Origin of the sequence: Streptomyces sp. NPDC059649 (assembly GCF_042734445.1) — a bacterium.
In the GTDB taxonomy this organism is placed as follows: domain Bacteria; phylum Actinomycetota; class Actinomycetes; order Streptomycetales; family Streptomycetaceae; genus Streptomyces.
Map to the genome: position 1 here is coordinate 1 of NZ_JBHWDV010000078.1, position 25,826 is coordinate 25,826.

At 72.0% G+C, this 25,826-nt stretch carries 25 protein-coding genes; 15 read left to right on the forward strand and 10 right to left on the reverse strand.

All coding sequences use genetic code 11. From position 1 onward, the window contains the following. Nucleotides 1-218: 218 nt before the first annotated feature. From ACFV1J_RS37670 to ACFV1J_RS37685, 4 genes are all read right to left on the reverse strand, one after another. Complete coding sequence (locus ACFV1J_RS37670; protein ID WP_385866009.1) at nt 219-1,070, reverse strand: EamA family transporter; 852 nt, start codon at nt 1,068-1,070, stop codon at nt 219-221. Further along, nucleotides 1,067-1,237: a hypothetical protein gene (locus ACFV1J_RS37675; protein WP_385866011.1), complete on the reverse strand. Its 171-nt coding sequence runs from the start codon at nt 1,235-1,237 to the stop codon at nt 1,067-1,069. Before ACFV1J_RS37675 ends, ACFV1J_RS37670 begins: the two co-directional genes overlap by 4 nt. An 87-nt stretch (nt 1,238-1,324) precedes the next feature. Next, nucleotides 1,325-2,977: a penicillin-binding transpeptidase domain-containing protein gene (locus ACFV1J_RS37680; protein ID WP_385866015.1), complete on the reverse strand. Its 1,653-nt coding sequence runs from the start codon at nt 2,975-2,977 to the stop codon at nt 1,325-1,327. Between the two features lie 160 nt (nt 2,978-3,137). Then, nucleotides 3,138-4,877 carry a dolichyl-phosphate-mannose--protein mannosyltransferase gene (locus ACFV1J_RS37685; protein ID WP_385866017.1) on the reverse strand — a complete coding sequence of 580 codons (1,740 nt, stop codon included), beginning with the start codon at nt 4,875-4,877 and terminating at the stop codon, nt 3,138-3,140. Nucleotides 4,878-5,031: 154 nt separating this feature from the next. Between ACFV1J_RS37685 and rsmI the strand changes: the two genes are divergently transcribed. From rsmI to ACFV1J_RS37720, 7 genes are all read left to right on the forward strand, one after another. Beyond that, a complete protein-coding gene (rsmI, locus tag ACFV1J_RS37690) occupies nt 5,032-5,910 on the forward strand; it encodes a 16S rRNA (cytidine(1402)-2'-O)-methyltransferase (protein ID WP_385866020.1) in 879 nt (292 codons plus the stop codon). Nucleotides 5,911-6,229: 319 nt separating this feature from the next. Further along, the gene (locus tag ACFV1J_RS37695) at nt 6,230-6,733 is read left to right on the forward strand and encodes a hypothetical protein (RefSeq protein ID WP_385866023.1); all 504 of its coding nucleotides are present in this window, start codon (nt 6,230-6,232) and stop codon (nt 6,731-6,733) included. Between the two features lie 33 nt (nt 6,734-6,766). Continuing rightward, nucleotides 6,767-7,642: a TatD family hydrolase gene (locus tag ACFV1J_RS37700; RefSeq protein ID WP_385866025.1), complete on the forward strand. Its 876-nt coding sequence runs from the start codon at nt 6,767-6,769 to the stop codon at nt 7,640-7,642. Nucleotides 7,643-7,784: 142 nt separating this feature from the next. Continuing rightward, a complete protein-coding gene (locus tag ACFV1J_RS37705; RefSeq protein WP_385866027.1) occupies nt 7,785-8,942 on the forward strand; it encodes a ubiquitin-like domain-containing protein in 1,158 nt (385 codons plus the stop codon). After that, nucleotides 8,939-9,817: a 16S rRNA (adenine(1518)-N(6)/adenine(1519)-N(6))-dimethyltransferase RsmA gene (gene rsmA / locus ACFV1J_RS37710; RefSeq protein WP_385866029.1), complete on the forward strand. Its 879-nt coding sequence runs from the start codon at nt 8,939-8,941 to the stop codon at nt 9,815-9,817. Before ACFV1J_RS37705 ends, rsmA begins: the two co-directional genes overlap by 4 nt. Further along, on the forward strand, nt 9,814-10,713 hold the full coding sequence (locus tag ACFV1J_RS37715; RefSeq protein WP_385866031.1) for a 4-(cytidine 5'-diphospho)-2-C-methyl-D-erythritol kinase: 900 nt from the start codon (nt 9,814-9,816) through the stop codon (nt 10,711-10,713). The genes rsmA and ACFV1J_RS37715 overlap by 4 nt, the downstream gene beginning before the upstream one ends. 266 nt (nt 10,714-10,979) lie before the next feature. Then, nucleotides 10,980-11,477, forward strand: coding sequence for a DUF1877 family protein (locus ACFV1J_RS37720; RefSeq protein ID WP_385866033.1), 498 nt, complete (start codon nt 10,980-10,982; stop codon nt 11,475-11,477). Between the two features lie 254 nt (nt 11,478-11,731). Here the strand turns inward: ACFV1J_RS37720 and ACFV1J_RS37725 are convergent, their stop codons facing one another. Both ACFV1J_RS37725 and ACFV1J_RS37730 read right to left on the reverse strand, forming a co-directional pair. Further along, a complete protein-coding gene (locus tag ACFV1J_RS37725; protein ID WP_385866035.1) occupies nt 11,732-11,929 on the reverse strand; it encodes a DUF397 domain-containing protein in 198 nt (65 codons plus the stop codon). Between the two features lies 1 nt (nt 11,930). After that, on the reverse strand, nt 11,931-12,788 hold the full coding sequence (locus tag ACFV1J_RS37730) for a helix-turn-helix domain-containing protein (protein WP_385866037.1): 858 nt from the start codon (nt 12,786-12,788) through the stop codon (nt 11,931-11,933). Nucleotides 12,789-12,977: 189 nt separating this feature from the next. On the opposite strand from ACFV1J_RS37730, the gene ACFV1J_RS37735 reads away from it, so the two are divergent. Beyond that, nucleotides 12,978-13,193, forward strand: coding sequence for a hypothetical protein (locus ACFV1J_RS37735; RefSeq protein ID WP_385866039.1), 216 nt, complete (start codon nt 12,978-12,980; stop codon nt 13,191-13,193). Between the two features lie 411 nt (nt 13,194-13,604). Here ACFV1J_RS37735 and ACFV1J_RS37740 read toward each other — a convergent pair whose 3' ends face one another. Continuing rightward, the gene (locus ACFV1J_RS37740) at nt 13,605-14,366 is read right to left on the reverse strand and encodes an alpha/beta hydrolase family protein (RefSeq protein WP_385866041.1); all 762 of its coding nucleotides are present in this window, start codon (nt 14,364-14,366) and stop codon (nt 13,605-13,607) included. Between the two features lie 203 nt (nt 14,367-14,569). Here ACFV1J_RS37740 and ACFV1J_RS37745 point away from each other — a divergent pair, with 203 nt between their 5' ends. Next, nucleotides 14,570-14,863: a hypothetical protein gene (locus tag ACFV1J_RS37745; protein ID WP_385866043.1), complete on the forward strand. Its 294-nt coding sequence runs from the start codon at nt 14,570-14,572 to the stop codon at nt 14,861-14,863. A 324-nt stretch (nt 14,864-15,187) separates the two neighbouring features. Then, entirely contained in the window at nt 15,188-16,987 is a 1,800-nt protein-coding gene (locus ACFV1J_RS37750) for an ABC-F family ATP-binding cassette domain-containing protein (protein ID WP_385866044.1), read from the forward strand. A gap of 44 nt (nt 16,988-17,031) precedes the next feature. Here the strand turns inward: ACFV1J_RS37750 and ACFV1J_RS37755 are convergent, their stop codons facing one another. Continuing rightward, complete coding sequence (locus ACFV1J_RS37755) at nt 17,032-17,925, reverse strand: hypothetical protein (RefSeq protein WP_385866045.1); 894 nt, start codon at nt 17,923-17,925, stop codon at nt 17,032-17,034. Between the two features lie 332 nt (nt 17,926-18,257). Here ACFV1J_RS37755 and ACFV1J_RS37760 point away from each other — a divergent pair, with 332 nt between their 5' ends. Continuing rightward, nucleotides 18,258-18,983: a response regulator transcription factor gene (locus ACFV1J_RS37760; RefSeq protein WP_385866046.1), complete on the forward strand. Its 726-nt coding sequence runs from the start codon at nt 18,258-18,260 to the stop codon at nt 18,981-18,983. Between the two features lie 34 nt (nt 18,984-19,017). Here ACFV1J_RS37760 and ACFV1J_RS37765 read toward each other — a convergent pair whose 3' ends face one another. Both ACFV1J_RS37765 and ACFV1J_RS37770 read right to left on the reverse strand, forming a co-directional pair. Beyond that, the gene (locus tag ACFV1J_RS37765; RefSeq protein ID WP_385866048.1) at nt 19,018-19,326 is read right to left on the reverse strand and encodes a hypothetical protein; all 309 of its coding nucleotides are present in this window, start codon (nt 19,324-19,326) and stop codon (nt 19,018-19,020) included. A 32-nt stretch (nt 19,327-19,358) separates the two neighbouring features. Beyond that, the gene (locus ACFV1J_RS37770) at nt 19,359-21,029 is read right to left on the reverse strand and encodes a sodium:solute symporter family protein (protein ID WP_385866050.1); all 1,671 of its coding nucleotides are present in this window, start codon (nt 21,027-21,029) and stop codon (nt 19,359-19,361) included. A gap of 252 nt (nt 21,030-21,281) precedes the next feature. Here ACFV1J_RS37770 and galT point away from each other — a divergent pair, with 252 nt between their 5' ends. The 4 genes from galT to ACFV1J_RS37790 all read left to right on the forward strand — a co-directional run bounded on the left by galT (nt 21,282) and on the right by ACFV1J_RS37790 (nt 25,551). Further along, entirely contained in the window at nt 21,282-22,346 is a 1,065-nt protein-coding gene (galT, locus tag ACFV1J_RS37775; protein ID WP_385866052.1) for a galactose-1-phosphate uridylyltransferase, read from the forward strand. Continuing rightward, nucleotides 22,343-23,308 carry a UDP-glucose 4-epimerase GalE gene (gene galE, locus ACFV1J_RS37780; protein ID WP_385866054.1) on the forward strand — a complete coding sequence of 322 codons (966 nt, stop codon included), beginning with the start codon at nt 22,343-22,345 and terminating at the stop codon, nt 23,306-23,308. The genes galT and galE overlap by 4 nt, the downstream gene beginning before the upstream one ends. Nucleotides 23,309-23,331: 23 nt before the next feature. Beyond that, nucleotides 23,332-24,528, forward strand: a complete 1,197-nt coding sequence (gene galK / locus ACFV1J_RS37785) for a galactokinase (protein ID WP_385866055.1) — start codon at nt 23,332-23,334, stop codon at nt 24,526-24,528. Between the two features lie 270 nt (nt 24,529-24,798). Then, a complete protein-coding gene (locus ACFV1J_RS37790) occupies nt 24,799-25,551 on the forward strand; it encodes a LuxR C-terminal-related transcriptional regulator (protein ID WP_385866056.1) in 753 nt (250 codons plus the stop codon). The last annotated feature ends 275 nt before the right edge of the window (nt 25,552-25,826 follow it).

The following is a 25,826-nucleotide window of genomic DNA, read 5'->3' on the forward strand; positions in this document are numbered from 1 at the left end:
GGCGGGGGGCGCGGAATCCGGCGGGAGGGGGTGGGCCGGAGGGGGCGGGTTTCCGGACGTAAAGCGAAGCAGTCCGGAAATGCGCCCCCGGAGGACCACACCCGGCACCACGACGACAGCGAGCGCCCCCCGGCCCAAACCCCCACGCCCGCCGAAGGCGGAAGAACAGCAACCCCCACGGCGGGCAAGCCGAAAACGTGGGAGGCACCCCAAGCGGCTCAGCCCGCGTACAGCATGAGGCCGATGCCCAGGACCATGAGGCCCGCGGCGGCGATCCGCGGTGTGCCGAAGCGTTCCTTGAAGAACAGGGCGCCGATCGCCGCGCCGACGATGATGGAGGACTCGCGGAGGGCGGCTATGGGGGCCAGGGGGGCGCGCGTCTGGGCCCACAGGACCAGGCCGTACGCGAGGACGGAGAGGATTCCGCCGGCCAGGCCGCGGGCCGCGAACGGGCGGAGGGCGGTGAGGAGTTGGCCCCGGTGGACGGCGAGGGCCCAGAGGGGGATCACGAGGCCTTCGAGGATCATCAGCCAGGCGATGTAGCCCAGCGGCGTGCCGGCGGCGCGGACGCCGAGGCCGTCGACGGTGGTGTACGAGGCGATGGACAGACCGGTGGCGAGGGCCGCGAGGATGGCCGGCCAGTGCGGCCGGGTACCGGCGGCGCGGACGCCCCAGAGGGCCACGCCGACCAGGCCCGTGGAGGCGAGCGCCACGCCGGCGAGGGCCCAGGGGCCGGGGATCTCGTGGACGAAGACGGCCGCGAGGACGGTGACGACGAGCGGGGCGCTACCGCGGGCGATGGGATACATCTGCCCGAAGTCGCCCAGCCGGAACGACCGCATGAGCAGGGCCTGGTAGACGATGTGCAGGACGGCGGAGGCCAGGAGGTAGGGCCAGGCGCCGGTGGCGGGCAGCGGGGTGAAGCCCGCGAGGACGGCTCCGCAGAGCGCGCCGCCGCCGCCGACCAGCGTGAAGGCGAGGAGCTGGTCGCGTATCCCGTGGGCGATCGCGTTCCAGCTGGCGTGCGTCACGGCGGCCGCGAGGACGGCCGCGACGACCAGGGGCGTCACGAGGAACGCTCGCGCACGTCAACGTCCACGTCCACGACCGCGACATCGGCGGCCGAGCGGGTGCCCTCGGGGAAGCTGCGGACCGGCACGGCGAGGGCGAGGTCGGCGAGGGCCCGGGCGAAGCGTGGGTGGGCGGGGGAGGGGGCGTCGGAGGGGAAAAGCGACATGGCCCGCACGCTAGCGAAAGCTGTACGGGCCATGCGAACGGGTTCCGGTGTGTGAGCAGGGGCGCCCCGCGGGGCGCCCCTGGCGGCTCAGCCGGCGGTGAGGATCGCGCGGACCACCGGGCCCGCGTTGGAGCCGCCGTGACCGCTGGCCGGGACGACGGCCGCCGCGGCCAGGTCGTTGCGGTACGCGGTGAACCAGGCGTTCGGCTTCTTCTGGTTGTCGACCTCGGCGGAGCCGGTCTTGGCGCCGACGTCACCGCTGACCCCGGACATCGCCTCGGCGGCCGTACCGGAGGTCGCGGTCAGCTTCATCAGCGACTTCAGCCCGCTGAGGGTGGCCGGCTTCATCGTGCGGGCGGCCTTGGCGAGGGTCCGGTTGTCCAGCGACGGGGCGACGATGTACGGCTGGTGGAACGAGCCGGCGCGGACCGTCGCGGCGAGCGTGGCGACGTTCAGCGGGTTCATCCGCACGCCGCCCTGGCCGATCAGTGAGGCCGCCATCTGGGCGTCGTGCTGCACCGGCACCGCGCCGTCGAAGGTGGGGATGCCGGTCTGCCAGTTCAGCCCGATGCCGAAGACGTCACGGGCCTCGTTGGTCAGGTCGTCGTCGCCGAGGTCCTTGGCGTGCGAGATGAAGGCGTTGTTGCAGGACGCGGCGAAGCTCTGCGCGAAGGTGCCGTCCTTGATCTCGGACTTGTTGAGGTTCTGGAACTTCCAGCCGCCGACCGTGACGTACTTCGGGCACGGGTTCTTCTTGCCCGGCGAGGTCAGGCCCTTGTCCATCAGCATCGCCGAGGTGACGATCTTCATCGTCGAGCCGGGGGCCAGCGAGCCCTGGGTGGCCATGCTGAAGCCCTTGGCCGGGGAGTTGGCGAGCGCCAGGATCTCGCCGGTGCTGGGCTTGACCGCGGCGGCCGAGGCGGACTTCTTGCCCTGGACGGCCTTCTCGGCCGCGGCCTGGAGCTTGGCGTCCAGGGTGGTCTTCAGGGTGCCGGGCGTCCCCTTGGAGAGCACCTTCAGCGTCTTGTCGGGCTGCTGGTCGGCCGGCTTGGCGGCCTTGGCGCGCTTGATGTACAGCTCCACGCCGGGCTTGCCGTCGGTCTTGTCGCCGTACTTGTCGCGCAGGCTGTCCAGGATCCCGGCGAGCGTCGGGTGCGCCTGGGGCGTCAGCGCCGCGCCGTGCCGGTCCACGGCCTTGATCGGCGGCGCCTCGGCCTCGCCGGTGCGCAGCTCGTCGCCCTTGGCCAGGGCCGGGTGCAGCACGGACGGCTGCCAGGCGATCACCGGCTTCCCGGTGGCCTTGTCCCGGTGGAGGGTCGCCGAGCCGCGGTACGAGTACGGCGCCTTGGTGCCCTTGTAGTCGATCTGCGCCGCGACGGTGTACGGGAGCTTGTCACCGGCGGGGGTGCCGGGCGTCACCGTCACCTTGGCGAACCCGGCCCGCTTGGCGAAGGTCGTGAGCGCCGTCCGGGCGGTGTCCGGGCTGTCGGTCAGCTTCGCGGCCTTGGCGGCGTCGCCGGACTGCCAGGCGGTCAGGAACTCCTGGCCGGCCGTCTGCACCTCCTTGGCGGAGAGCGGGCCGGTCGGCACCTTGGGTGCGTTGTCACCGGCCGCGTCCGCGGACCTGACCTCCGTCGGCGTCGCGTCGTCCGATCCTCCGAACAGCGTGAAGCCGCCGACGACGCCCGCCACCAGGGCCACCGATCCGCCGATCAGCCCGTACTTCACCTCTCGGCGCATGCCACTGATTCCCTCCCTGGAGCCTCGCCCTTGAATACGCACACAAGAACGTGCATCGCACTCTAAGGGACACGGGGAGAGGGTCGAGTCTCGATCCGGGCACGGTCCGGTGACGCGCTGTTGTAAGCCTGTGACGGAATCGTCGAACTCCGGCGGGCGCTCACACCCAGCTGTCGAACCACATCCGGTGGTGCCAGGCGCTCTTCGGGATCGGCAGCCCCGTATAGAGCGGATAGAAGTAGACGAAGTTCCAGATGATGAGGAGCACCAGGACGCCGGCCCCCACGGCGCCGATGGTGCGGCGCCGCTCGTTCGCCCCCGGTGGGCCGATGATCGCGCCGATCATCATGGCCAGCGCCAGGCACAGGAACGGGACGAAGACCACGGCGTAGAAGAGGAAGATGGTCCGCTCCTGGTAGAGGAACCAGGGGAGGTAGCCGGCGGCGACCCCGCAGGCGATCGCGCCGGCCCGCCAGTCCCTCTTGAACAGCCAGCGGTACAGGACGTACAGCAGCGCGAAGCAGGACGCCCACCACAGCAGCGGGGTGCCCAGCGCCAGGACCTCGCGGGCGCAGCCCTCGGCCGCGGTGCAGCCGTCCTGGCCGAACCTGGGGTCCTCGTAGAAGTACGAGACCGGGCGGCCCAGGACCAGCCAGCTCCAGGGGTTGGACTGGTAGGTGTGCGGGGTGGTCAGCCCGGTGTGGAAGGCGTAGACCTCGGTCTGGTAGTGCCACAGGCTGCGCAGCCAGTCCGGCAGCCAGGTCCAGCCGGCCGCCCGGCCCTCCGGGGTGGTCGCCCAGTCGCGGTAGTAGCCGCCCTTGGTGGCGATCCAGCCGGTCCAGGACGCGAGGTAGGTGGCCAGGGCGACGACGACGGTGGCGCCGAAGGCGGGCAGCACGTCGCGGCGCAGCGCCGAGCGGAACGGGCGCCGGGCACCGGCGGTGCGGCGGGCCGCGATGTCCCAGAGGAACGACATCAGGGCGAACGCCGCGAGGAAGTACAGACCGTTCCATTTGGTGGCCGAGGCCAGGCCCAGACAGAGACCGGCCGCGATCCGCCAGGGCCGCCACCCCAGACGGAGCCGGTCACCGACGCCGTCGTCCGGGCGGGCCACCCCGTCCGGGCTCACCGGGAGCGCCGCGGCGAGCCGGGCGCGGGTGCGGTCGCGGTCCACCAGGAGGCAGCCGAACGCGGCGACCACCCAGAACATCACGATCAGGTCGAGCAGCGCGGTACGGCTCATCACGAAGTGCAGGCCGTCCACCGCCAGCAGCGTCCCGGCCAGGCAGCCCAGCGCCGTCGACCGCATCAGCCGCCGCCCGATCCGGCAGACCAGCAGCACCGAGAGGGTGCCGAGCAGCGCCACCATGAACCGCCAGCCGAAGGGGTTCATCCCCAGCGCCCACTCGCCGAGCGCGATCAGCCACTTGCCCATCGGGGGGTGGACGACGTACGAGTGCTCCGGCGACAGCAGGATCTTCGGCGGATGCCCCACCAGCGCGTCATTGGCGTTCTTGGCCCAGGTGCCCTCGTAGCCGTACTGCAGCAGCGACCAGGCGTCCTTGGGGTAGTACGTCTCGTCGAATATCACCTTCCGCGGGCTGCCGAGGTGCCAGAACCGCAGCACCCCCGCGAACAGCGCCACCAGCAGCGGGCCGCCCCAGTTCGACCAGCGCGTCAGCCGGGCCGCGGCCGCCGGTCCGGCGCCGAACACCGCCCACAGCCGGCCGCCGGCCGGTGGATACGCGGGCACCAGCCGCGTCCGGACGTCGGCCGGCGGCGCGGCCGGATATCCGAATCGGCGCAGCCGCCGCTGCCAGACGGGGGGCTGCCGGGCCGGCTCCGGAGCGGCGTGCGCGGCGGCGTCGGTCGCGGTGGTGTCACTCGTCACCCGGCCCATCGTAGGGAAGCAGCCTGTGGACCGGTGGGGAGCGCCACCGGTGGATGCCCGGCCGGCCGGGGCGGGGCGGCGGTCCGGGCGGGTCGGCGGCCCACCGTGGGGCGGCGGTCCGGGGCGGGTCGGCGGCCCGGCGGTGTCCTGGGAGGATGGGCGGGTGACTGGAGTGCTGGTACTTGCAGGGACGCCCATCGGCGACATCGCGGACGCGCCGCCGCGGCTCGCCGCCGAACTGGCCGCCGCCGAGGTGATCGCCGCCGAGGACACCCGGCGGCTGCGCCGGCTGACCCAGGCGCTGGACGTGACGCCCACCGGCCGGATCGTGTCGTACTTCGAGGGCAACGAGGCGGCCCGCACGCCCGAACTGGCCGATGCGCTGGCCGGCGGCGCCCGGGTGCTGCTGGTCACCGACGCCGGGATGCCGTCGGTCTCCGACCCGGGCTACCGGCTGGTGGCGGCGGCCGTCGAGCGCGGCGTCAAGGTCACCGCCGTACCGGGCCCGAGCGCGGTGCTCACCGCGCTGGCCGTCTCCGGTCTGCCGGTGGACCGCTTCTGCTTCGAGGGCTTCCCGCCGCGCAAGGCCGGTGAACGGCGCTCCCGGCTGCGCGAGGTCGCCGACGAGCGGCGCACCCTGGTGTATTTCGAGGCGCCGCACCGGCTCGACGACACCCTCGCCGCGATGGCCGAGGTCTTCGGCGCGGACCGCCGGGCCGCGGTCTGCCGCGAGCTGACCAAGACGTACGAGGAGGTCAAGCGGGGGACGCTGGGCGAGCTGGCGGCCTGGGCGGCCGAGGGCGTACGGGGCGAGATCACGATCGTCGTCGAGGGCGCCCCCGAGAGCGGCCCGCAGGAGCTGGCGCCCGAGGAGCTGGTGCGCCGGGTGCGGGTCCGCGAGGAGGCGGGGGAGCGGCGCAAGGAGGCCATCGCGGCGGTCGCGGCGGAGGTGGGGCTGCCCAAGCGGGAGGTCTTCGACGCGGTGGTCGCGGCGAAGAACGCGGAGAAGGCGGAGAACACGGAGAACGCGAAAAAGGCGTAGAAGGCGTGGAAGGTGGAGAACGCGTAGAACGCCGGGAAGGACGTCTCGTAGGAGGCCCGTGCGGCGCGCTCACCGGCCACCCGAAAACCGGCCGCCGAAGAATAATGCGCAGGCCACGGAGAAAACCGACTCATCAGAAGGTAAATGACTGGCCGGAAAGGTAAAGCGCAGGCCGAGGCGTTGGGGTGATTTTCCTACCGTCGGCCAAATCTGAGCCAATACCGTCGGAGAGCTGCTGCATTGCGCGCGGGAAAGGCGTCCACTGGGGGAGGGACGAACCGTTCCCGAAGACCTTGTCCAGCGGACAAGAGGAGCGCACATGAGCGAGATCGCTAAGACCACCACGGCGAACGCCACCGGCGTCCACCCCATCCCCCAGCCCGAGCCCTCCGCGCACGAGGCGTACTCCTTCGCCTGCATGAAGTGCGGCTTCGGCTGGGAGCAGGCGTACGAGATAGTCCACCAGCTCGACGGCAAGGGCCGCGAGCGGGTCGTCTACTACACGGACGGCGAGCGGGTCCCGTCCCCGCTGACCTGCCCCACCTGCCAGAGCTGCGGAAGCAACGTCGTACGCATCATGCGCTCCGGACAGGTCTCGATGGTCTCCCACGCGATCGCGAACATGCACCAGCGCCAGCCCGCCGGCGAGAAGAGCCACAAGGGCGAGAAGAGCAACAAGAACGAGAAGAACGAGAAGGACGGCGAGAAGGGAACGGCGGCCACCGGGCGCACCGGCAGCACCGCCGAGGAGCCCCCGGAGGCCGGCAAGCACCACTGGCACCTCTCCGACCTGCTGCACCCCTTCCAGCACCACCGCAGGTGAGGCCCGGGCCGGGGTCCTCGTAGGATCGCGGCCATGGCACCGCAGGACAAGAACACCCCGCCGCCGCTGCCCGAACCCCTTCGGGTCGCGGTCGCGGACTCGCACACCCACCTGGACATGCAAGAGGGAACGGTCGACGAAGCCCTGGCCAAGGCCGCCTCCGTCGGCGTGACCACCGTCGTCCAGGTCGGCTGCGACATCAAGGGCTCGCAGTGGGCCGCCGAGACGGCCGCCGCGTACGACAGCGTCCACGCCACCGTCGCCCTGCACCCCAACGAGGCCCCGCGCATCGTCCTCGGTGACCCCGACGGCTGGTCGCGGCAGGGTGCCCGCGAGCCCGGCGGGGACACCGCGCTGGACGAGGCCCTCGCCGAGATCGACCGGCTCGCCGCCCTGCCCCAGGTCCGCGGCGTCGGCGAGACCGGCCTGGACCACTTCCGCACCGGCCCCGACGGCATGGCCGCCCAGGAGCGGTCCTTCCGCGCCCACATCGAGATCGCCAAGCGGCACGGCAAGGCCCTGGTCATCCACGACCGCGAGGCCCACGAGGACGTACTGCGGATCCTGCGCGAGGAGGGCGCCCCCGAGCGGACCGTCTTCCACTGCTACTCCGGCGACGCCGAGATGGCCCGGATCTGCGCCGCGGCCGGCTACTTCATGTCCTTCGCCGGCAACGTCACCTTCAAGAACGCCCAGCCGCTGCGGGACGCCCTCGCCGTCGCCCCGCCGGAACTCGTCCTGGTCGAGACCGACGCCCCCTTCCTCACCCCCGCCCCGTACCGCGGACGGGCCAATGCCCCCTACCTCATTCCGGTCACGCTGCGGGCCATGGCCGACGTCAAGGGCATGACCGAGGACGACCTGGCGACGGCCGTCGCGGCCAACACGGCACGCGCCTTCGGGTACTGACCACCCCACCCGCCGGCCGTCACCGCCGCGCGACGGGCGTCCCCCGGAGTGACCACTTTCCGTACCGATCCGACTTTGGAGAGTGACCACCGCTCGGCTACCCTCCGCCCGTCAACCGCATCCGTGGCATGTGGAGCGCGCCGTGAGTCTTCCGCAGAGCAGCAGCCACCGCGCCGCGCGCGGCCGTCGCAGACGCCGTGCCGAACGCCCCGAAGCCCTCCGGCGGCTGCTGCCCCGGGCCGCGGTCGTCGCCTTCCTCGCCGGCGGCACCACCGCCTTCATCGCCCACGACAAGGCCGTCCGGCTCAGCGTCGACGGCACCCCACGCACCCTGCACACCTTCGCCGACGACGTCGAGGACCTGCTGGCCGACGAGGAACTCGGCGTCGGCGACCACGACATCGTCGCGCCCGCCCCGGACGCCGAACTCCACAGCGGCGACCAGGTCGTGGTCCGGCACGGCCGCCCGGTCGTACTCACCATCGACGGCCGGCGCCAGCAGGTGTGGACCACCGCCGACACCGTCGCCGGCGCCCTCCACCAGCTCGGCGTGCGCGCCGAGGGCGCCTACCTCTCCACCAACCGCTCCCGCCGCATCGAACGGCACGGCATCGAACTGGCGGTCCGCACCGAACGCAGCGTCGTCTTCGTCGCCGACGGCCGCGAACACCACGTCCGCACCAACGCCGCCACCGTCCGCGAGGCCCTCGCGGAGGCCGGACTGGCCCTGCGCGACCAGGACACCACCTCCGTACCGCCAGACAGCTTCCCGCGCGAGGGCCAGACCGTCTCCGTGCTGCGGATCACCGGCGGCAAGGAGGTCCGCGAGGAGCCCGTGCCGTTCCGCACGGTCAAACGGACCGACCCGCAGCTGGCCCGCGGCACCGAGGCCGTCGTCCAGCAGGGATGGCCCGGCGTGCGGCGGGTCACCTACCGGCTGCGCACCGTCAACGGCGTCCGGCAGAAACCGAAACGGCTGCACAGCGAGATCGTCCGGGCACCCCGCCCCCAGATCGTGCACATCGGCACCAAGGAACTGCCGCTCTCCGTACGCGGCGCCGACCACCTCGCCTGGGGCGCGCTGGCCCGGTGCGAGGCCGGCGGCCGGCCGGACGCGGTCGACTCCTCCGGCACCTACGGCGGGCTCTACCAGTTCGACGTCGCCACCTGGCACGCCCTCGGCGGCCGCGGCCGCCCCCAGGACGCCCCCGCCGAGGAACAGACCTACCGCGCCAAGAAGCTCTACATCAGCCGGGGGGCGAGCCCGTGGCCGGTGTGCGGCCGTAAGCTTCACGGGTGAGCAAGAGTACGACCGACGAGTCCGGCCCGCTTCTGGGTCCCGCCGACATCCGCGAACTGGCCGCGACGCTGGGCGTACGCCCCACCAAGCAGCGCGGCCAGAACTTCGTCATCGACGCCAACACCGTCCGCCGGATCGTGCGGACCGCCGATGTCCGGCCCGACGACGTCGTCGTCGAGATCGGCCCCGGGCTCGGGTCGCTGACCCTGGCGCTGCTGGAGACCGCCGACCGGGTCACCGCCGTCGAGATCGACGACGTCCTGGCGGCCGCGCTGCCGGCCACCGTCACCGCCCGGCTGCCCGAGCGCGCCGACCGCTTCGCGCTGGTGCACAGCGACGCCCTGCACGTCACCGAGCTTCCCGGCCCCGCGCCCACCGCGCTCGTCGCCAACCTGCCCTACAACGTCGCGGTCCCGGTGCTGCTGCACATGCTCGCCACGTTCCCGTCCATCGACCGCACCCTGGTCATGGTCCAGTCCGAGGTCGCCGACCGGCTCGCCGCCCGCCCCGGCAACAAGGTCTACGGCGTGCCCTCGGTCAAGGCCAACTGGTACGCCGAGGTCAAGCGGGCCGGCGCCATCGGCCGCAACGTCTTCTGGCCCGCCCCCAACGTCGACTCCGGCCTGGTCTCCCTGGTCCGCCGGGAACGGCCGGTGGACACCACGGCCGGCCGCGAGGAGGTCTTCGCCGTCGTCGACGCCGCGTTCGCCCAGCGCCGCAAGACGCTCCGGGCCGCCCTCGCGGGCTGGGCCGGCTCGGCCCCCGCCGCCGAGGCCGCACTGGTCGCCGCCGGCATCTCGCCGCAGGCCCGCGGCGAGGCACTGACGGTCGAGGAATTCGCACGGATCGCGGAGAACCGGGAGGCAGGCAAGTGACGACGAGGGTGACGGTACGGGTCCCGGCGAAGGTCAACGTCCAGCTGGCGGTCGGAGCCGCCCGCCCCGACGGCTTCCACGACCTCGCGAACGTCTTCCTCGCGGTCGGCCTCTACGACGAGGTCACCGCCACCCCCGCGGACACCCTGCGGATCACCGCCGAGGGCCACGACGTCGACCGGATCCCGCTGGACCGGACGAACCTGGCCGCCCGCGCCGCCGAACTCCTCGCCGCCCGCTACGGCCGCAGCCCGGACGTCCACCTCCACATCACCAAGGACATCCCGGTCGCCGGCGGCATGGCCGGCGGCAGCGCCGACGCCGCGGGCGCCCTGCTGGCCTGCGACACCCTGTGGTCCACCGGCGCCTCCCGCGCCGAACTCCTCGACATCTGCGCCGAGTTGGGCAGCGACGTACCCTTCAGCCTGGTCGGCGGCGCCGCACTCGGCCGCGGCCGCGGCGAGCTCCTGACCCCCCTCCCCGTCGGCGGCGCCTTCCACTGGGTCTTCGCGGTCGCCGACGGCGGACTGTCCACCCCGGCCGTCTACCGCGAGTTCGACCGTCTGACGGAGGGCACGGACGTCCCCGAGCCCGAGGCCGCCCCCGAACTGCTCGCCGCCCTCGCCAGCGGCGACGCCGCGGCCCTCGCCGCCACCCTGACCAACGACCTCCAGCCCGCGGCGCTCTCCCTGCGCCCGTCCCTGGCCGCCACCCTGGCCGCCGGCACCGCGGCCGGCGCCCTGGCGTCCCTGGTCTCCGGCTCCGGCCCGACCACCGCCTTCCTGGCCAAGGACCCGGAGTCGGCCGAGGCCGTGGCCGCGGCACTGCTGGCGTCGGGCACCTGCCGGGCGGTACGGGTGGCGGACGCGCCGGCGGCGGGGGCTACGGTCCTCTAGGGCGGGCCGCGGAAGTCCGTACAGAAAAGCTCCGTACAGAAAAGTTCCGTACAGAAAAGTTCCGTACAGATGCGTACCCGTCCCCAGTAGTCGATCTCGAGGACACATGGGGCTCGGATGTCGGAGGGCGTGCCGGCAGCGCCGGGCATCCCGCCGTCAAGAGACGAGCATCTCGCCGCCAGTGCCGCCAGCGCTGTCAGTGCCGTCGAGTAAGTTCTGTCCGTTCGGCCCGACAGGCGGGCCGCCGAACCCGAGGACTCGTCGCTGTGAGCATCCACATGCACATGCGCGCCGTCGCGGAATCCGAGATCCGGGACGACCACACCTGGCTCGCGGCGTTCATGTCCGAGGCTTGGGACAACCACCCCGACGAGTACGCAGCGGGCATCGCCGCCTCGATCGACAAGGTCTGGGGTGCAGTCAATGACCTCTACGCCGCCGCCGAGGTCCTCGACGCGGATGTCGCCAAGCCCTGGCAGCTGCCGATTTACGGCGGGCGCCCCGTCGCCCACAGCGCCGACGCCGACCCCTCCAACCCGCCCCTGGGGATCCTGGAACCGTCTGAGGTGTCACAGGCCGCGGGCTTCCTCGCGAGGGTCTCCTTCGACGAGCTGTGGAACGTCGCCGGTGCCAAGCTCGTCTGGCCCGGCTCGGACGAGGCGCAGGTCAGGCAGGAGTTCCTCGACCATCACCAGCACCTCCAAGCGTTCTACGGGCAGGCGGCCACAGCAGGCCACGCCGTGGTCAGGGTGGTGTGGGCCTGAGGGGTGGTCGCGTGCTGGTCACAGCGATTCGTTCCCGCGGCCCGGCCCGCGGCCGCCGCGGGAGCCGAGTTTCTTTCGGTCGCGGGCCTGATCGGCCTTGTCAGGGGCGACAGCCTCCAGGGGGGCGACGGGGCGGTCCCTAGGGGGCGTTCGTACGGATCCCGTAGGGGACGCGAGGCCCCCCTGCGGGGCCACAACGGGTCGGGTGCGGGCGATATTCCTCCGGCCCGCCGCCCGCCGCCCGCCCCGACGCCTCAACTGCGGGGCAGCGTCGCGCCCTTGACGGCCGAAACGAAGGACGACCAGGCCGCGGCGGGAAAGACTATCGCCGGACCGTCCGGGTTCTTGGAGTCACGGACGGGGACGACGCCGGGAAGCCCGTCGACCACCTCGACGCAGTCCCCGCCGTCGCCGTTGGTGTAGCTGCTCTTGCGCCAGACCGCGGTGCTCAAGTCAATCCGGTTGGTTGTCACTTCGGTAGTCCTCTGCGGCCGCCTCGATCATGGTCAGGGACGCCTCAGGAGCGAGTGCGGCGGCCCTGAGCCGATCGTATGCCTTGCGGTATTTCTTCACGAGGGCCGGATCGTCGATCGTGTCGCCGCTGTACTGCGATTCCAGGTAGACCAGCGGCGGAGCGTCCGGAAAGGTCATGATCTTGGCCAAGCCCACCACCATCAGCGGGTGTGGTCCGCAGTTCCACGGAAGAACCTGCGGAACGACCCGGCGCCTCCTCGCCAGCTCCGCGATGCGATCGAGCTGATCAGCCATCTCGACCGGTGGGAGGATCGGGCAGCGCCACACGTACTCGGGAAGGATCACCCAGTACTCAGGAGTGTTGCATTCACTCTCGAAGAGGCGGGCCCTCGTCGTGCGGGCACTGACCTTCTCCTCCACCTCTTCGTCGGGCGCCAGCGGATGAGTCGCCCGCACCACCGCCCTCGTGTATGGCTCGGTCTGCAACAACCCAGGGATGAGGGTGGGACACCACTCCTCAATGGTTTCCGCGTACTTCTCAGCCTCCAGCGCGCGTTCGAAATACTCGGCGTGGCCGGTTCGCTTCGCCTTCCGCACGTCCTCGCAGCGCCGCTTGAAGAAGCCGTCCGTCTTGAGCACCCGGTCCACGTGCTCCGCCAGTTCTGCCGGCATCCGGCGCTCGCCGCGCTCGATCTCGCTGAGGTGACTCAGGCCGTAGAAGCTGCCCTCCACCAACTGCTGGAGCGTGAGGCCCGCTTGCTCGCGCTGGTAGCGCAACTCCTTTCCGTAGAAGGTCGGAACTCCCGCTGAGCCGTCGATGTCCTTGCGTCGTGCCACGGTTCACCACCGTACGAGTAGCTGATCCACAGGTGTTACGGGCGAGCCCCGGCGGTTCCCGCATTTCGGCCACTACACATCGCGCATTCCCCAGGCCGTGGCCGGGAGCCCAACCCCCTTTCACGCTACGCCGCGTGACGTCACTGTGTGAGTGCTTCGTTGCAATGCGTACAGGAAGGCTCAGGTTCCATGCCCCTCCACCCCTCCACCCCCGACGACGTGCACGACAGTGCCGAGGAGCTGCGTACCGCGCTCAAGGACAACGGCATCACGCTGCCCTCGCTCGGCGTCGATCTGCCGGGCTTCGCGGGCAGTTACGGCGTCCCGCTCGTCGCCCTCGGTAACTGCAACGAGGCCACCGCACGCAAGCTCGCCGAGGTCCTTCGCAAGGCGGCCGTGCGGTGAACGGCATGGCGGGATGCCTCCGAACGATCCTGACGGCCCTTGTGCCGCTGCTGAGTTGGTTACTTCCGGGGCGGGGCGGTCATCGAGGGAGCAGCAGTACCGGCGTCCTTTGCCTCACGGCCGCCACAGCCGCCACAGCCGCCACGGCCATCACCGCTGTCCCGCCCGCGGCCCGGATGCGGCGTCGCCTGGTGCATGCCCGCCGGGTGCCACCCGGCCTGCTCCTGTTGTGCGGGGAGGACAGCCGCCTCGTTCGGCCTTACGTGTGTGTGCCGGAGGCGGCGGCGTACGCATCGCAGGCGCGGCAGAGCCCGCCGACTCATGAGGTCAGGCGTCGGGAGCTGGCGGAGCGGGTCCGGGTGCTCAACGCGTGGTCGTCCGGTGGGTGCGGGCGACGGTGAACCGAGCGTGCTACGAGTGACCGGCGCGCGCCGCGCCCCCGGCCGCTGCCAGCACGGCCGCCACCAGCCGTCCCGCCGCCACCGCGGGCCCGGCGTCGGTCGGGACGCAGCGGTCGGCCGCCGGGTCGTACGCCGTCATGATCACACCGGCGTGGTCGGTGTCCGGCTCCTGGAGGGTGACCGGACGCCCGGCGGACCGCAGTGCGTCGGCCAGGTCGCGGGAGTGGCGGGGCGGCACGATCGGGTCGCGGGCGCCGTGGACCAGGTGCACCGGGACGGCCGGGTCGCGGCCCTCGGCGAGATCGGCGAGCGGGGCGGTGCCGGTGGTGCGCGCCGGCAGGTCGTACCGGCCGGCGATGCCGACCACCGCGGCCGGCCGCCACCCGTCCTCCGACAGCTCGGGCCGCAGCGCCATCCCCAGCGCCGCCCCGGCCCCCGCCGACCAGCCGGCCAGCACCACCGATTCCCCGTCGCCGCCCAGCCCGGCCGCATCCTTACGGGTGTAGGCCAGCGACGCGAGCAGCTGGGACCGGCCGCCGTCCGCCGCGTCCGACCGCCAGTCCGGGACCAGGACCAGCAGCCCGCGGGCCGCGGCGGTGCGGGCCAGTGGCGCGAGGACGTCCCGCTCGTCCGGGCCGATGCCGTGCCAGAGCAGAACGGTCGGCAGCGGTCCGGCCACCCCCGCCGGTCGGTAGAGGTCCAGCCGCTTGCCGTCCGGGCCGTAGACCAGCCCGCGTTCGGTCTCCACTGTCGTGCCCGCGTCGGATGTCATGAACGGGACGCTATCCAACGCGGGCCCGGCGGCGCCCAGCAACCCAGGCGCCCAGCAACCCAGGAGTCCAGCAACCCAGCAGCCCGGCAACCTGGCAGTCCGGTTCCACGGCCCGGCCACGTGCGCCCCGCGACCGTGTGCGAAGCTCGCGGCGAGTTGGTGCACCGTACGGCGTTGCACCGCCTATCCCGGGAGCGCACCGCATGGCAGAGCCACATCACCACTGGCACGGCGGTCAGGCGCACCGACAGGAGAGGCTCAGCGGGTTCGCGGTGGCGTCGCTGGTCCTGGCGCTGATGTCCCTGCTGCTGCTCGTCGGCTTCGGCGTCGTGGGCCTGTTGCTGTCGCTGCTCCTCCTCACACCGCCGGCACTGATCTGCAGCGTGATCGCCCTCGTGCAGACCCTCAGGAGGGGGCAGCGCGGCGGCATTCTCGCGGTGACCGGCTTCCTCCTCGTCGTGCCCGGCTGGCTGGTGGTCGCCGTTCTGCTGTGGTGATCCCGCCTTCACCGGCCGCGGATGCTCCGTCTCAGGCGCCAGCGATCGCCCACGACGCCACCCGGGCCAGCGATCGCCCACGACGCCGCCCGGGCCAGGGCCGGCAGGCACACCGCGGTCGGCAGGCCAAGGGGCGCAAGGCATGCCCGCCGCACGTCGCCGCCATCGGTACGGCCACTCGCCGCCATCGGTACGGCCACTCCCCGGCTTCCCAGGTGTCGGCCGGCGCCGGCGGGGATCTCCGCTCCGGGTCGGAGGCTTCCGCGCGCCGACTACGCTGGGAAGGTCGATCGATGTGAAGTGCATGTGAAGTGCAGGAGTGAGATGGCCGTCAACCTCGTCAATCTGGAAGCCGTCGGCAAGGTCTACGGGACCCGGGCCCTGCTCGACGGTGTTTCCCTCGGCGTCAACGAGGGGGACCGGATCGGCGTCGTCGGGCGCAACGGCGACGGGAAGACGACCCTGATCCGGATCCTGGCCAAGGTGGAGGGCGCCGACGACGGCCGGGTCACGCACGCCGGCGGGCTGCGGCTCGGCGTACTGACCCAGCACGACTCGCTCGACCCGGCCGCCACCATCCGGCACGAGGTCATCGGCGACCTCGCCGACCACGAGTGGGCCGGCAACGCCAAGATCCGCGACGTGCTGACCGGCCTCTTCGGCGATCTGCACCTGCCCGGCTTCACCCACGGCCTGGACACCGTCATCGGCCCGCTCTCCGGCGGCGAGCGGCGCCGGATCGCGCTCGCCAAGCTGCTGATCGCCGAACAGGACCTGATCGTCCTCGACGAGCCCACCAACCACCTCGACGTCGAGGGCATCTCCTGGCTGGCCCGGCACCTGCAGGCCCGGCGCTCGGCCCTGGTCGTCGTCACCCACGACCGGTGGTTCCTCGACCAGGTCTGCACCCGCATGTGGGACGTCCAGCGCGGCGATGTGCACGAGTACGAGGGCGGCTACAGCGACTACGTCTTCGCCCGCGCCGAGCGGGAGCGGATCGCGGCCAGCGAGGAGACCAAGCGGCAGAACCTGATGCGCAAGGAGCTGGCGTGGCTCCGCCGCGGCGCCCCGGCCCGCACCAGCAAGCCCCGCTTCCGCATCGAGGCGGCCAACGAGCTGATCGCGGACGTGCCGCCGCCGCGGGACAGCGCCGAGCTGATGAAGTTCGCCAGCTCCCGGCTGGGCAAGACCGTCTTCGACCTGGAGGACGTGACCGTCCAGGCCGGCCCGAAGCTCCTGCTCAAGCACCTGACCTGGCAGCTCGGCCCCGGCGACCGGATCGGCCTGGTCGGCGTCAACGGCGCGGGCAAGACCTCGCTGCTGCGGGCGCTGGCCGAGGCGGCCCGTACGCAGGGCGAGGCGCAGCCGGCCGGCGGCCGGATCGTCGTCGGCAAGACCGTGAAACTGGCCTACCTCTCGCAGGAGGTCGGCGAACTCGACCCGGACTGGCGGGTGTTGGAGGCCGTACAGCGGGTCCGGGAACGCGTCGACCTGGGCAAGGGCCGGGAGATGACCGCCGGCCAGCTCTGCGAGAAGTTCGGGTTCACGAAGGAGAAGCAGTGGACGCCGGTCGGCGACCTGTCCGGCGGTGAGCGCCGACGGCTGCAGATCCTGCGGCTGCTGATGGCCGAGCCCAACGTCCTCTTCCTCGACGAGCCCACCAACGACCTGGACATCGAGACGCTGACGCAGCTGGAGGACGTGCTCGACGGCTGGCCCGGCTCGCTGATCGTCATCAGCCACGACCGCTACTTCATCGAGCGCACCACCGACCGGGTCTTCGCGCTGCTCGGCGACGCCACGCTGCGGATGCTGCCGCGCGGCCTGGACGAGTACCTGGAGCGCCGCCAGAAGGTGATCGAGGCCGCCACCCCGGCCCCCGCGCAGCCGGCCACTGCGGCGAAGAAGTCCGCCGCGGTCAACCGCGCGGCCCAGAAGGAGCTCCAGAAGATCGAGCGCCAGCTGGACAAGATCGGCGACAAGGAGGCGAAGCTGCACGCCCAGATCGCCGAGCACGCCACCGACTTCGAAAAGGTCGCCGGCCTCGACACCCAGCTCCGCGAACTGGCCGCGGAACGCGACGAGTTGGAAATGCGCTGGCTGGAACTGGCGGAGGACGCGTAGGGGCGGGCCGGTGCGGTGGGCCGTCGGCCCACCGCACCGGGCCCTCAGCCCAACGGCTTGCGGACCTCGGTGCGGATCTTGCCCGCCTGGTCCGCGAACGCCTGGAGGTCGATGGACTGCGGGTCCTTCGACAGGTTCGCGGCATCGGTCTGGGCGACGTTCATAGAGGCGCTGGAATCGGCCCATACGCAGAACGCCAGCGTGACCTTCTGCCCCATCTCCGTGCGTACGTCCACGCCGCAGGTCAGCGGGTCCCCGCCACCGCTCGGCGTGAACTTCTTCTCCGCCACCGCGACGACCGTCTTCCCGTCGCGCGTCATCCCGTTGATGGCGTGCTCGACGCTCGTCTCCGGGTCGTCTATGGAGCCGTATATCCCCAGCATCACCAGGGACTTGGTCCCGCCGGTGTACTGCCCGCCGACGGTCCGCATACCGTGTTCGTTCGCCCCGTCGTGCGGCACCGCGCTGTCGGCCTGCTGGGAGATGTCCTTGGCGAGCTTGTACTCCCCGCCCGCCAGCGTCTGCGGCACCGTGATCCGGTACTTCGGCCCGCCGGAACCGCCCGATCCCCCCGACCCGCCCCCGCGGAGCGCCACGGCCGACGCGATGCTCCCGATCACCAGCACACCGACGATAGCGCCGATGATCCCCCACACCTTTCCGCTCTTGTTGCGGGGCGGGACCGGCGGCGGCACCATGCCGGGCCCGCCGTAACCGGGGTAACCCTGCGGCGGCACCCCGTAAGGCGGCTGGGGCGGCGCTCCGTAGGGCGCCTGCGGGGGTGCGTCGTAGGGCCCCTGCGGTGCGAACGGCCCCGGGCCCGGCGGTACCTGACCGCCCGGTACCTGCTGCGGATATCCGCCGGGCGGGCCGGCCGGCGGCGTCCCGTAACCCGGCGCGCCCCCGAAGCCGTTGTGCGGCTGCTGCGGTGTACTCATGGCCTTCCTTCGCTCACGTCTCGCCCCACCCCGGCAGCGAATCGCGCCGAGTGCACCGCCTGGAGCCGGTTTCCCCGTTCCCCCGCCTGCTGAGTCAACTGTGGCACACGGCACCGACACCGGCCCCGGGGAGTTCCCCGCGCACACCGGACCCCGGCGGAGCACCCCGCGGCGGCGGCAATCGGCCCCTATTGGCCGGGAATCCAGCATTCCGGGGGGCTTCTGCCCGGTAGGGGGCGCGCATCGGCAATCGAGCGTGTAGCTTCCCGGGGACGAACGGCCCGGCCGGGGCGCCGGGGCGCCGGGGCCGGGCGGAGGGAGGGGGTTGCTCTATGGGCGTGCGGCTCATGGTGGTCGACGATCACCGGCTGCTCGCGGAGGCGCTCGCCTCGGCGCTGAAGCTGCGCGGGCACCGGGTGCTGGCGGCCGCCGCGCCGAGTGCCGGTGCCGCGGAGCTGGTGGTCAGCCGGGCGCCCGAGGTGTGCCTGCTGGGGACCGCGGCGCCCGCCCAGCCGGGCACCTTCGACCCGGTCGTACGGATCAAGAAGGAGCGGCCGCAGGTGGCGGTGGTGGTGCTGGGGCCGGTGCCCAGCCCGCGCGGGATCGCCGCGGCGTTCGCGGCCGGGGCGTCCGGGTACGTCCGCAACGACGAGCGGATCGAGGGCGTCGAGCGGGCCATGATGAAGGCCCGCGCGGGGGAGTCGGCGGTCTCGCCGCAGCTGCTCCAGCAGGCCTTCGAGGAGCTGCTGCACCCCGCGGCGCAGCCCGACGACGAGGGCGCGCGGCTGCTCGAACTGCTCACCCCGCGCGAGGTCGAGGTCCTGATGCGGGTCGCGGACGGCGAGGACACCCGGCTGATCGCGGCCGGGATGGACATCGCGCCGAGCACCGCGCGTACGCACGTACAGCGGGTGCTGATGAAGCTGGAGGTCGGCTCCCGGCTGGAGGCGGCCGCGTTGGCGGCGCGTACCGGGCTGCTGGACCGGGCGGGCCGCGGGCGCGCGGCACGGACGACGACGGCGGCGGGGACGGACGAGCCGTCCCCGCCGCCGGAGTAGGGCCGGGGCTCCTCCCCGTCGCCGGGGGCGACGGTCAGCCCTCGGCGGGCCCGTCGCCGGCCGCGGCCCGGAGTTCCTCGGCCGTGGGGGGCACGGTCGGCCGCAGTTTCAGCCAGACCAGGAAGAACAGGCCGAGGACGAGCATGCCGAGGCCCGTCCAGAGGTTGATGTTGATGTCCTGGGCCTTCTTCAGGTCCGCGTCGGAGGCGGTTGCTCCGGCGATGGTGACGATCACGCCGTAGACGACGAACAGGCCGCCGATGATGCGCCGTACGTCGAAGAGCCGCGCGGCGGTCGCCGATTCGCGCTCCAGCTCCTCGACCTCGTGCTGGTAGTCACTCATGGTGGGTCAACTCCGCTGTTCGGGGCCGGGGTTCAGAAGGAGAACGGGATGTAGCAGACGGCGGACAGGATGAGCGCGCCCCAGCCCAGCAGGGCCGGCCTGCGGTACCAGGCGTCGTCGCCCTCGGCGGGCGGTTCCTCCATGCCGGGGGACCGGGTGCCGTAGACGAGCCCGGCCAGGGACTCGGCGGGCTTGGGCTTGGTGACCATGGTGACGACGACCATCACCAGCGCGCCGACGACGAACGCGACGATCGACGAGACGAAGTTGGCGCCCTGGTCGGAGGGGATGGAGATGATGCCCTGCTTGTAGAAGCCGAAGTAGTTGACCATGGCGGCGGCGGTGCCGGCCAGCAGCCCCCAGAAGCCGGCCGCGGCGCTGGTCCGCTTCCAGAACATGCCGATGATGAACACCACGAACAGCGGGACGTTGAAGAAGGAGAACAGCGTCTGGAGGTAGTTCATGATGTTGCTGAAGGACGAGGCGATGAAGGCGGTGCCCATGCCGATCAGCACGCCGACCGCGGTGACCACGCGTCCGGTCTTGAGGTAGTACGCGTCCTCGCGGCCCTTCTTGAGGTACGCGGCCCAGATGTCGTTGGTGAACACCGTGTTGAAGGACGACACGTTGGCGGCCATACCGGCCATGAAGGCGGCGAGCAGACCGGTGACGGCTATGCCGAGGACGCCGTTGGGGAGCAGGTCGCGCATCAGGACCGGGATCGCGTCGTTGTATTGCAGCCCGTCCTTGCTCTTGCCCAGCGTCGGCTCCATGACCAGCGCGATCAGGCCGGGGACGACCACCACCATCGGGATGAAGATCTTCGGGAAGGCGGCGATCAGCGGGGTGCGCTTGGCGGCCGAGAGGTTCTTCGCGGACAGCGCGCGCTGCACCTCGGCGAAGTTGGTGGTCCAGTAGCCGAAGCTCATCACGAAGCCGAGGCCGAGGACGATGGTCAGCCAGTTGGCGCCGAGCGGGTTGCCCTCGCCGATGCCGGTGCCCTTCCAGGCGGTCAGGAACGCATCACCGTGCGAGGAGGTCAGCGAGTCGGTCAGGCCGTGCCAGCCGCCGACGCGCTTGAGGCCGACGACGGTCAGCGGGATCAGCGCGGCGAGGATGACGAAGAACTGCAGCACCTCGTTGTAGATCGCCGAGGACAGCCCGCCGATGGTGATGTACGCCAGCACGAAGAAGCCGGCGACGACGATCGCCACCCACTGCGGCCAGCCGAGCAGCGCCTGCAGCACGATCGCCATGGCGTAGAGGTTGACGCCCGCGATGAGCACGGACGAGACGGCGAAGATCACCGACGACAGCAGGTGTGAGGACGGGCCGAAGCGGTGCAGCAGGAATTCCGGCACCGAGCGGACCTTGGAGCCGTAGTAGAACGGCATCATCACCAGGCCGAGGAAGACCATCGCCGGGATGGCGCCGATCCAGTACCAGTGGACGGTGTAGGCGCCGTACTGCGCGCCGTTGGCGGCCATCCCGAGGATCTCGGTGGCGCCCAGGTTGGCGGCGACGAACGCCAGCCCGGTGACCCAGGCGGGCAGGGAGCGCCCGGAGAGGAAGAAGTCCAGGCTCGTCTTCACGCTGCGCTTGGCCGCGAAGCCGATACCGAGGACGACGACGAAGTAGAGGGCCAGGATCGTGTAGTCGAGCCCGTTGGTGGGCAGCCGTAGCCCTTCGGCCAAATTGATCATGTCGTAGCTCGCTTCTTTGCGTGCGGCGGTGGCGGGCGGTCGGAACGCACAGAAAGCTACGCTCGGGCGGTCAGAAACTGAACACTTTTGTTCGTTTCAGTTGTTGGATCGTGATGAGGGCGGGGCATATGCCCGTCCGATCCCGTGGCCGGTGGGGCCCCTGGGGTGACGTGGATCGACGTTGACGCAACTGTTTAGTTGTGCTTCATTGTGTTTGTTTGTGTTTGGTCGGTGAGGTGAGGAGCCCTCGGGGTGAAGAAGACGACGACGCGGCTCGCGGACGGCCGGGAGCTGATCTACTACGACTCGCGCGACGACGTCGTACGCGACGCCGTCGACCGGCGCCCCCTCGACCCGGTCGCCACCGCCGCCGAGATCCGCGCCGACCGCCTCCTCGGCGACCGCGTCGCCATCGCCTCGCACCGCCAGGCCCGCACCTACCACCCGCCGGCCGACGAGTGCCCGCTGTGCCCCTCCCGCGAGGGGCGGCACTCCGAGATCCCCGCCGCCGACTACGACGTCGCCGTCTTCGAGAACCGCTTCCCCTCCCTCGCCGGGGACCGCGGCCGCTGCGAGGTCGTCTGCTTCACCCCCGACCACGACGCCTCGTTCGCCGACCTCACCGAGGACCAGGCCGCCCTGGTCCTCGCCGCCTGGACCGACCGCACCGCCGAACTCTCCCAACTCCCCGGCGTCGAGCAGGTCTTCTGCTTCGAGAACCGCGGCGCCGAGATCGGCGTCACCCTCGGCCACCCGCACGGCCAGATCTACGCCTACCCCTTCGTCACCCCGCGCACCGAACGGATGCTGCGCTCGCTCGCCGACCACCGCGAGGCCACCGGACGCAACCTCTTCGACGACGTCCTCGACGACGAACGGGCCGACGGCCGCCGCATCGTCCTCGACGGCGACCACTGGACGGCCTTCGTCCCGTACGCCGCCCACTGGCCCTACGAGGTGCACCTCTACCCCAAGCGCCGGGTCCCCGACCTGCTCGCCCTCGACGACGCCGCCCGCGCCGAATTCCCCCGGCTCTACCTGGAACTCCTGCGGCGCTTCGACCGGATCTTCGACACCGACACCGACACCGGCGCCGGCGCCCCGCCGACCCCGTACATCGCCGCCTGGCACCAGGCCCCGCAGCGCACCGCACAGCGCGCGGACTTCGCCCTCCACCTTGAGCTTTTCACCATTCGACGGACTTCCGGCAAGCTGAAGTTCCTCGCGGGTTCCGAATCCGGCATGAACGTGTTCATCAACGATGTGCCGCCGGAAGCCGCGGCCGAGCGACTGCGAGAGGTAGCGAGCAAGCCATGAGCAAGTACCTGGTGACGGGCGGGGCGGGTTATGTCGGAAGTGTGGTGGCCCAGCATCTGCTGGAGGCCGGCCACACCGTGACCGTGCTCGACAACCTCTCCACCGGCTTCCGGGCCGGCGTCCCCGCGGGCGCCGACTTCATCGAGGGCGACATCCGCGACGCGGCGAAGTGGCTGGACGCCTCCTACGACGCGGTGCTGCACTTCGCCGCGTTCTCCCAGGTCGGCGAGTCCGTCGTCAAGCCCGAGAAGTACTGGGACAACAACGTTGGCGGCACCATGGCACTGCTGGCGGCGATGCGCACGGCCGGCGTGCGCAAGCTGGTCTTCTCCTCCACCGCGGCCACCTACGGCGAGCCGGTGAACACCCCCATCACCGAGACCGACCCGACCGCCCCCACCTCCCCCTACGGCGCCAGCAAGCTCGCCGTCGACCACATGATCAGCGGCGAGGCCACCGCCCACGGCCTGGCCGCGGTCTCGCTGCGCTACTTCAACGTCGCCGGCGCCTACGGCAGCTGCGGCGAGCGCCACGACCCCGAGTCGCACCTCATCCCGCTCGTCCTCCAGGTCGCCCAGGGCCGCCGCGAGGCGATCTCCGTCTACGGCGACGACTACCCCACCCCCGACGGCACCTGCGTCCGCGACTACATCCACGTCGCCGACCTGGCCGAGGCCCACCTGCTGGCCCTCGACGCGGCCACCGCCGGCGAGCACCTCATCTGCAACCTCGGCAACGGCAACGGCTTCTCCGTCCGCGAGGTCATCGAGACCGTCCGCAAGGTCACCGGCCACCCCGTCCCCGAGGTCACCGCCCCGCGCCGCGGCGGCGACCCGGCCGTCCTGGTGGCCTCCGCCCGGACCGCCGCCGACCGCCTCGGCTGGCAGCCCCGCCGCGCCGACCTCGCGGGCATCGTCGCCGACGCCTGGGCGTTCGCGCAGAGCCTCGACCACACCAGCTAGCCGCACCGGACGAAGGAGCCCTGATGGCAGGTCACCAAGCCGCCACCCCGACCACCGGGCGCCCGCACGGCGCCCGGCACACCGCGGACCGGTTCACCGCGGTGTACGGCGCCGCCCCCACGGGAATCTGGGCGGCGCCCGGCCGGGTCAACCTGATCGGTGAACACACCGACTACAACGACGGCTTCGTGATGCCGCTGGCGCTCCCGCACACCACCCTCGCCGCCGCCGCACCCCGCACCGACGGGGTGCTGCGGCTGCACTCCGGCGGCGCCGACGGCGGCATCGTCGAACTCCGCATCGACGCCCTGCGCCCGACGGCCCAAGGGGGCTGGGCCGCCTACCCGGCCGGCATCGTCTGGGCGATGCGGGAGGCCGGACTGCCCGTCGGCGGCGCCGACCTGCACTACGACAGCACCGTGCCCACCGGCGCCGGACTGTCCTCCTCCGCCGCCCTGGAGGTCGCCACCGCGCTCGCCCTCAACGACCTCTACGCCCTCGGCCTTCAGCCGCAGCGGCTGGCCCGGATCGCCCAGCGGGCCGAGAACGCCTTCGTCGGCGTGCCCTGCGGGATCATGGACCAGACCGCCGCGGCCTGCTGCACCGAAGGCCATGCGCTGTTCCTCGACACCCGCGACCTGACCCACCGCCAGGTGCCGTTCGACCTCGCGGGGGAGGGGCTGCGGCTGCTCGTCGTCGACACCCGGGTGAAGCACGAACTGGGGGACGGCGCGTACGCGGAGCGGCGCGCCGGCTGCGAGCGCGGTGCGCGGGCGCTCGGGGTGCGAGCCCTGCGCGACGTGTCCTTCGCACATCTCCCCGAGGCCCTCGCCGCACTCGACGACGACCCCGGCGTACGGGCCCTGGTCCGCCACATCGTCACCGAGAACCAGCGCGTCGAAGAGGTCATCGCCTGCCTGGACGCCGGCCGCACCCGCGCCATCGGCCCGCTGCTGACCGCCGGCCACGCCTCGCTCCGCGACGACTTCAAGATCTCCTGCCCGGAACTCGACCTCGCCGTCGACACCGCCCTCGCCGCCGGCGCCCTCGGGGCCCGGATGACCGGCGGCGGCTTCGGCGGCTCGGCGATCGTCCTCGTCGAGGAACCGGCCGCCACCGGGATCGGCACGGCGGTCACCGCGGCCTTCGCGGCCGCCGGACACCCCTCACCGCGGATCTTCGAAGCCGTGCCCAGCGCCGGAGCGCACCGGCTCCAGTAGGGCGCGAGGGACGGCTTGCGGCCACCGGGCCGTCACCAAATGGACGGGGTGCGACAGCAGTTTGGCCATTCACCTTCCCTCGCCGCGGCCCGTCCGTACCCTGAGATCCTGCACCGGTGGGGGCCGGTGCTGATCAGGGGGCGAGACCGTTCGGGTACGGCGCCCGGGGTGGGGTAGTCATGTCGGCACGGCGGCGGCCGTGCGACCGAGGCGATCTTCAATCCGGGCGCCGTGCCCGCTATGGTCCGTTCACCGAGACAGGGGGTCTCTGTGCAACGCATCCGGGTTCTGGTGGTCGACGACCACCGCATCTTCGCCGAATCCCTGGCAGCCGCGCTCGCCGCGGAGCAGGACGTGGACGTCGCGGCCGCGGGCAGCGCGCCGGCCGCCCTGCGCAATCTCGACCGGGCGGTCACCGACGGCCGCCGCTTCGACGTGCTGCTCGCCGACGCCGACCTGGCCGCGCCGCTGCTCGCGGTGCCGGCACAAGGCGCGGCCCGCGAGCCGGCCGTGCCGCGCAGCTGCCCGCGGGACGGCATCGCGCTGGTCTCCGGCCTGCGCACCAGCCACCCTTATTTGCGCACGGTCGTCGTCGCCGATCGCGACGACCCGCGCCGGGCGGCCGCCGCCCTGCAGGCCGGCGCGTCCGGCTGGGTCGCCAAGGACTGCTCGCTGTCCCGGCTGCTCGCCGTGATCCGCGGCGTACTGCGTGACGAAACGCATCTGCCGCCGGCGCTGCTGACCGGTGTGCTGCGCGAGCTGACGGCCGCCCGCAAGCACCGTTCGGAGAGCGAGCGGCTGGTCGAGTCGCTCACCCCGCGCGAACGCGAGGTGCTGCGCTGCATGGTGGCAGGCCTGGGCCGCAAGGCCGTCGCCGAGCGGCTGTTCCTCTCCCCGCACACGGTCCGCACACACATGCAGAACGTCCTCGGCAAGCTGGGGGTCCACTCCACCCTCGCCGCGGTGGCGCTGGCGCGCCGGGCGGGGGTGGGGCCGGTGGAGCTCACGGTGCCCGTGTCTTAGGCCCACGTACTTGGCCGTCCCGCCGCGATTGTTCCTCGCCGTTGCGCGCTTGGCGGCGCCCCCGTACGTACTTGTCTGCGGCGCCGCGGTTGTTGCTCGCCGTTGCGCCTGCGGCGGGCTGGGTGGTGGTGGGTGCGGTGACGGTCCTCCGGGGCCGGTTGTGTGGACTGCTTCGCTTTACGTCCACACAACCGGCCCCTCCGGCCCGTCCCCTCCCGGTGGGGGGAAGTTTAGGGCGGGGGGGGTGGGGCGGGGGGCCCGGAGGGCGGGACCGC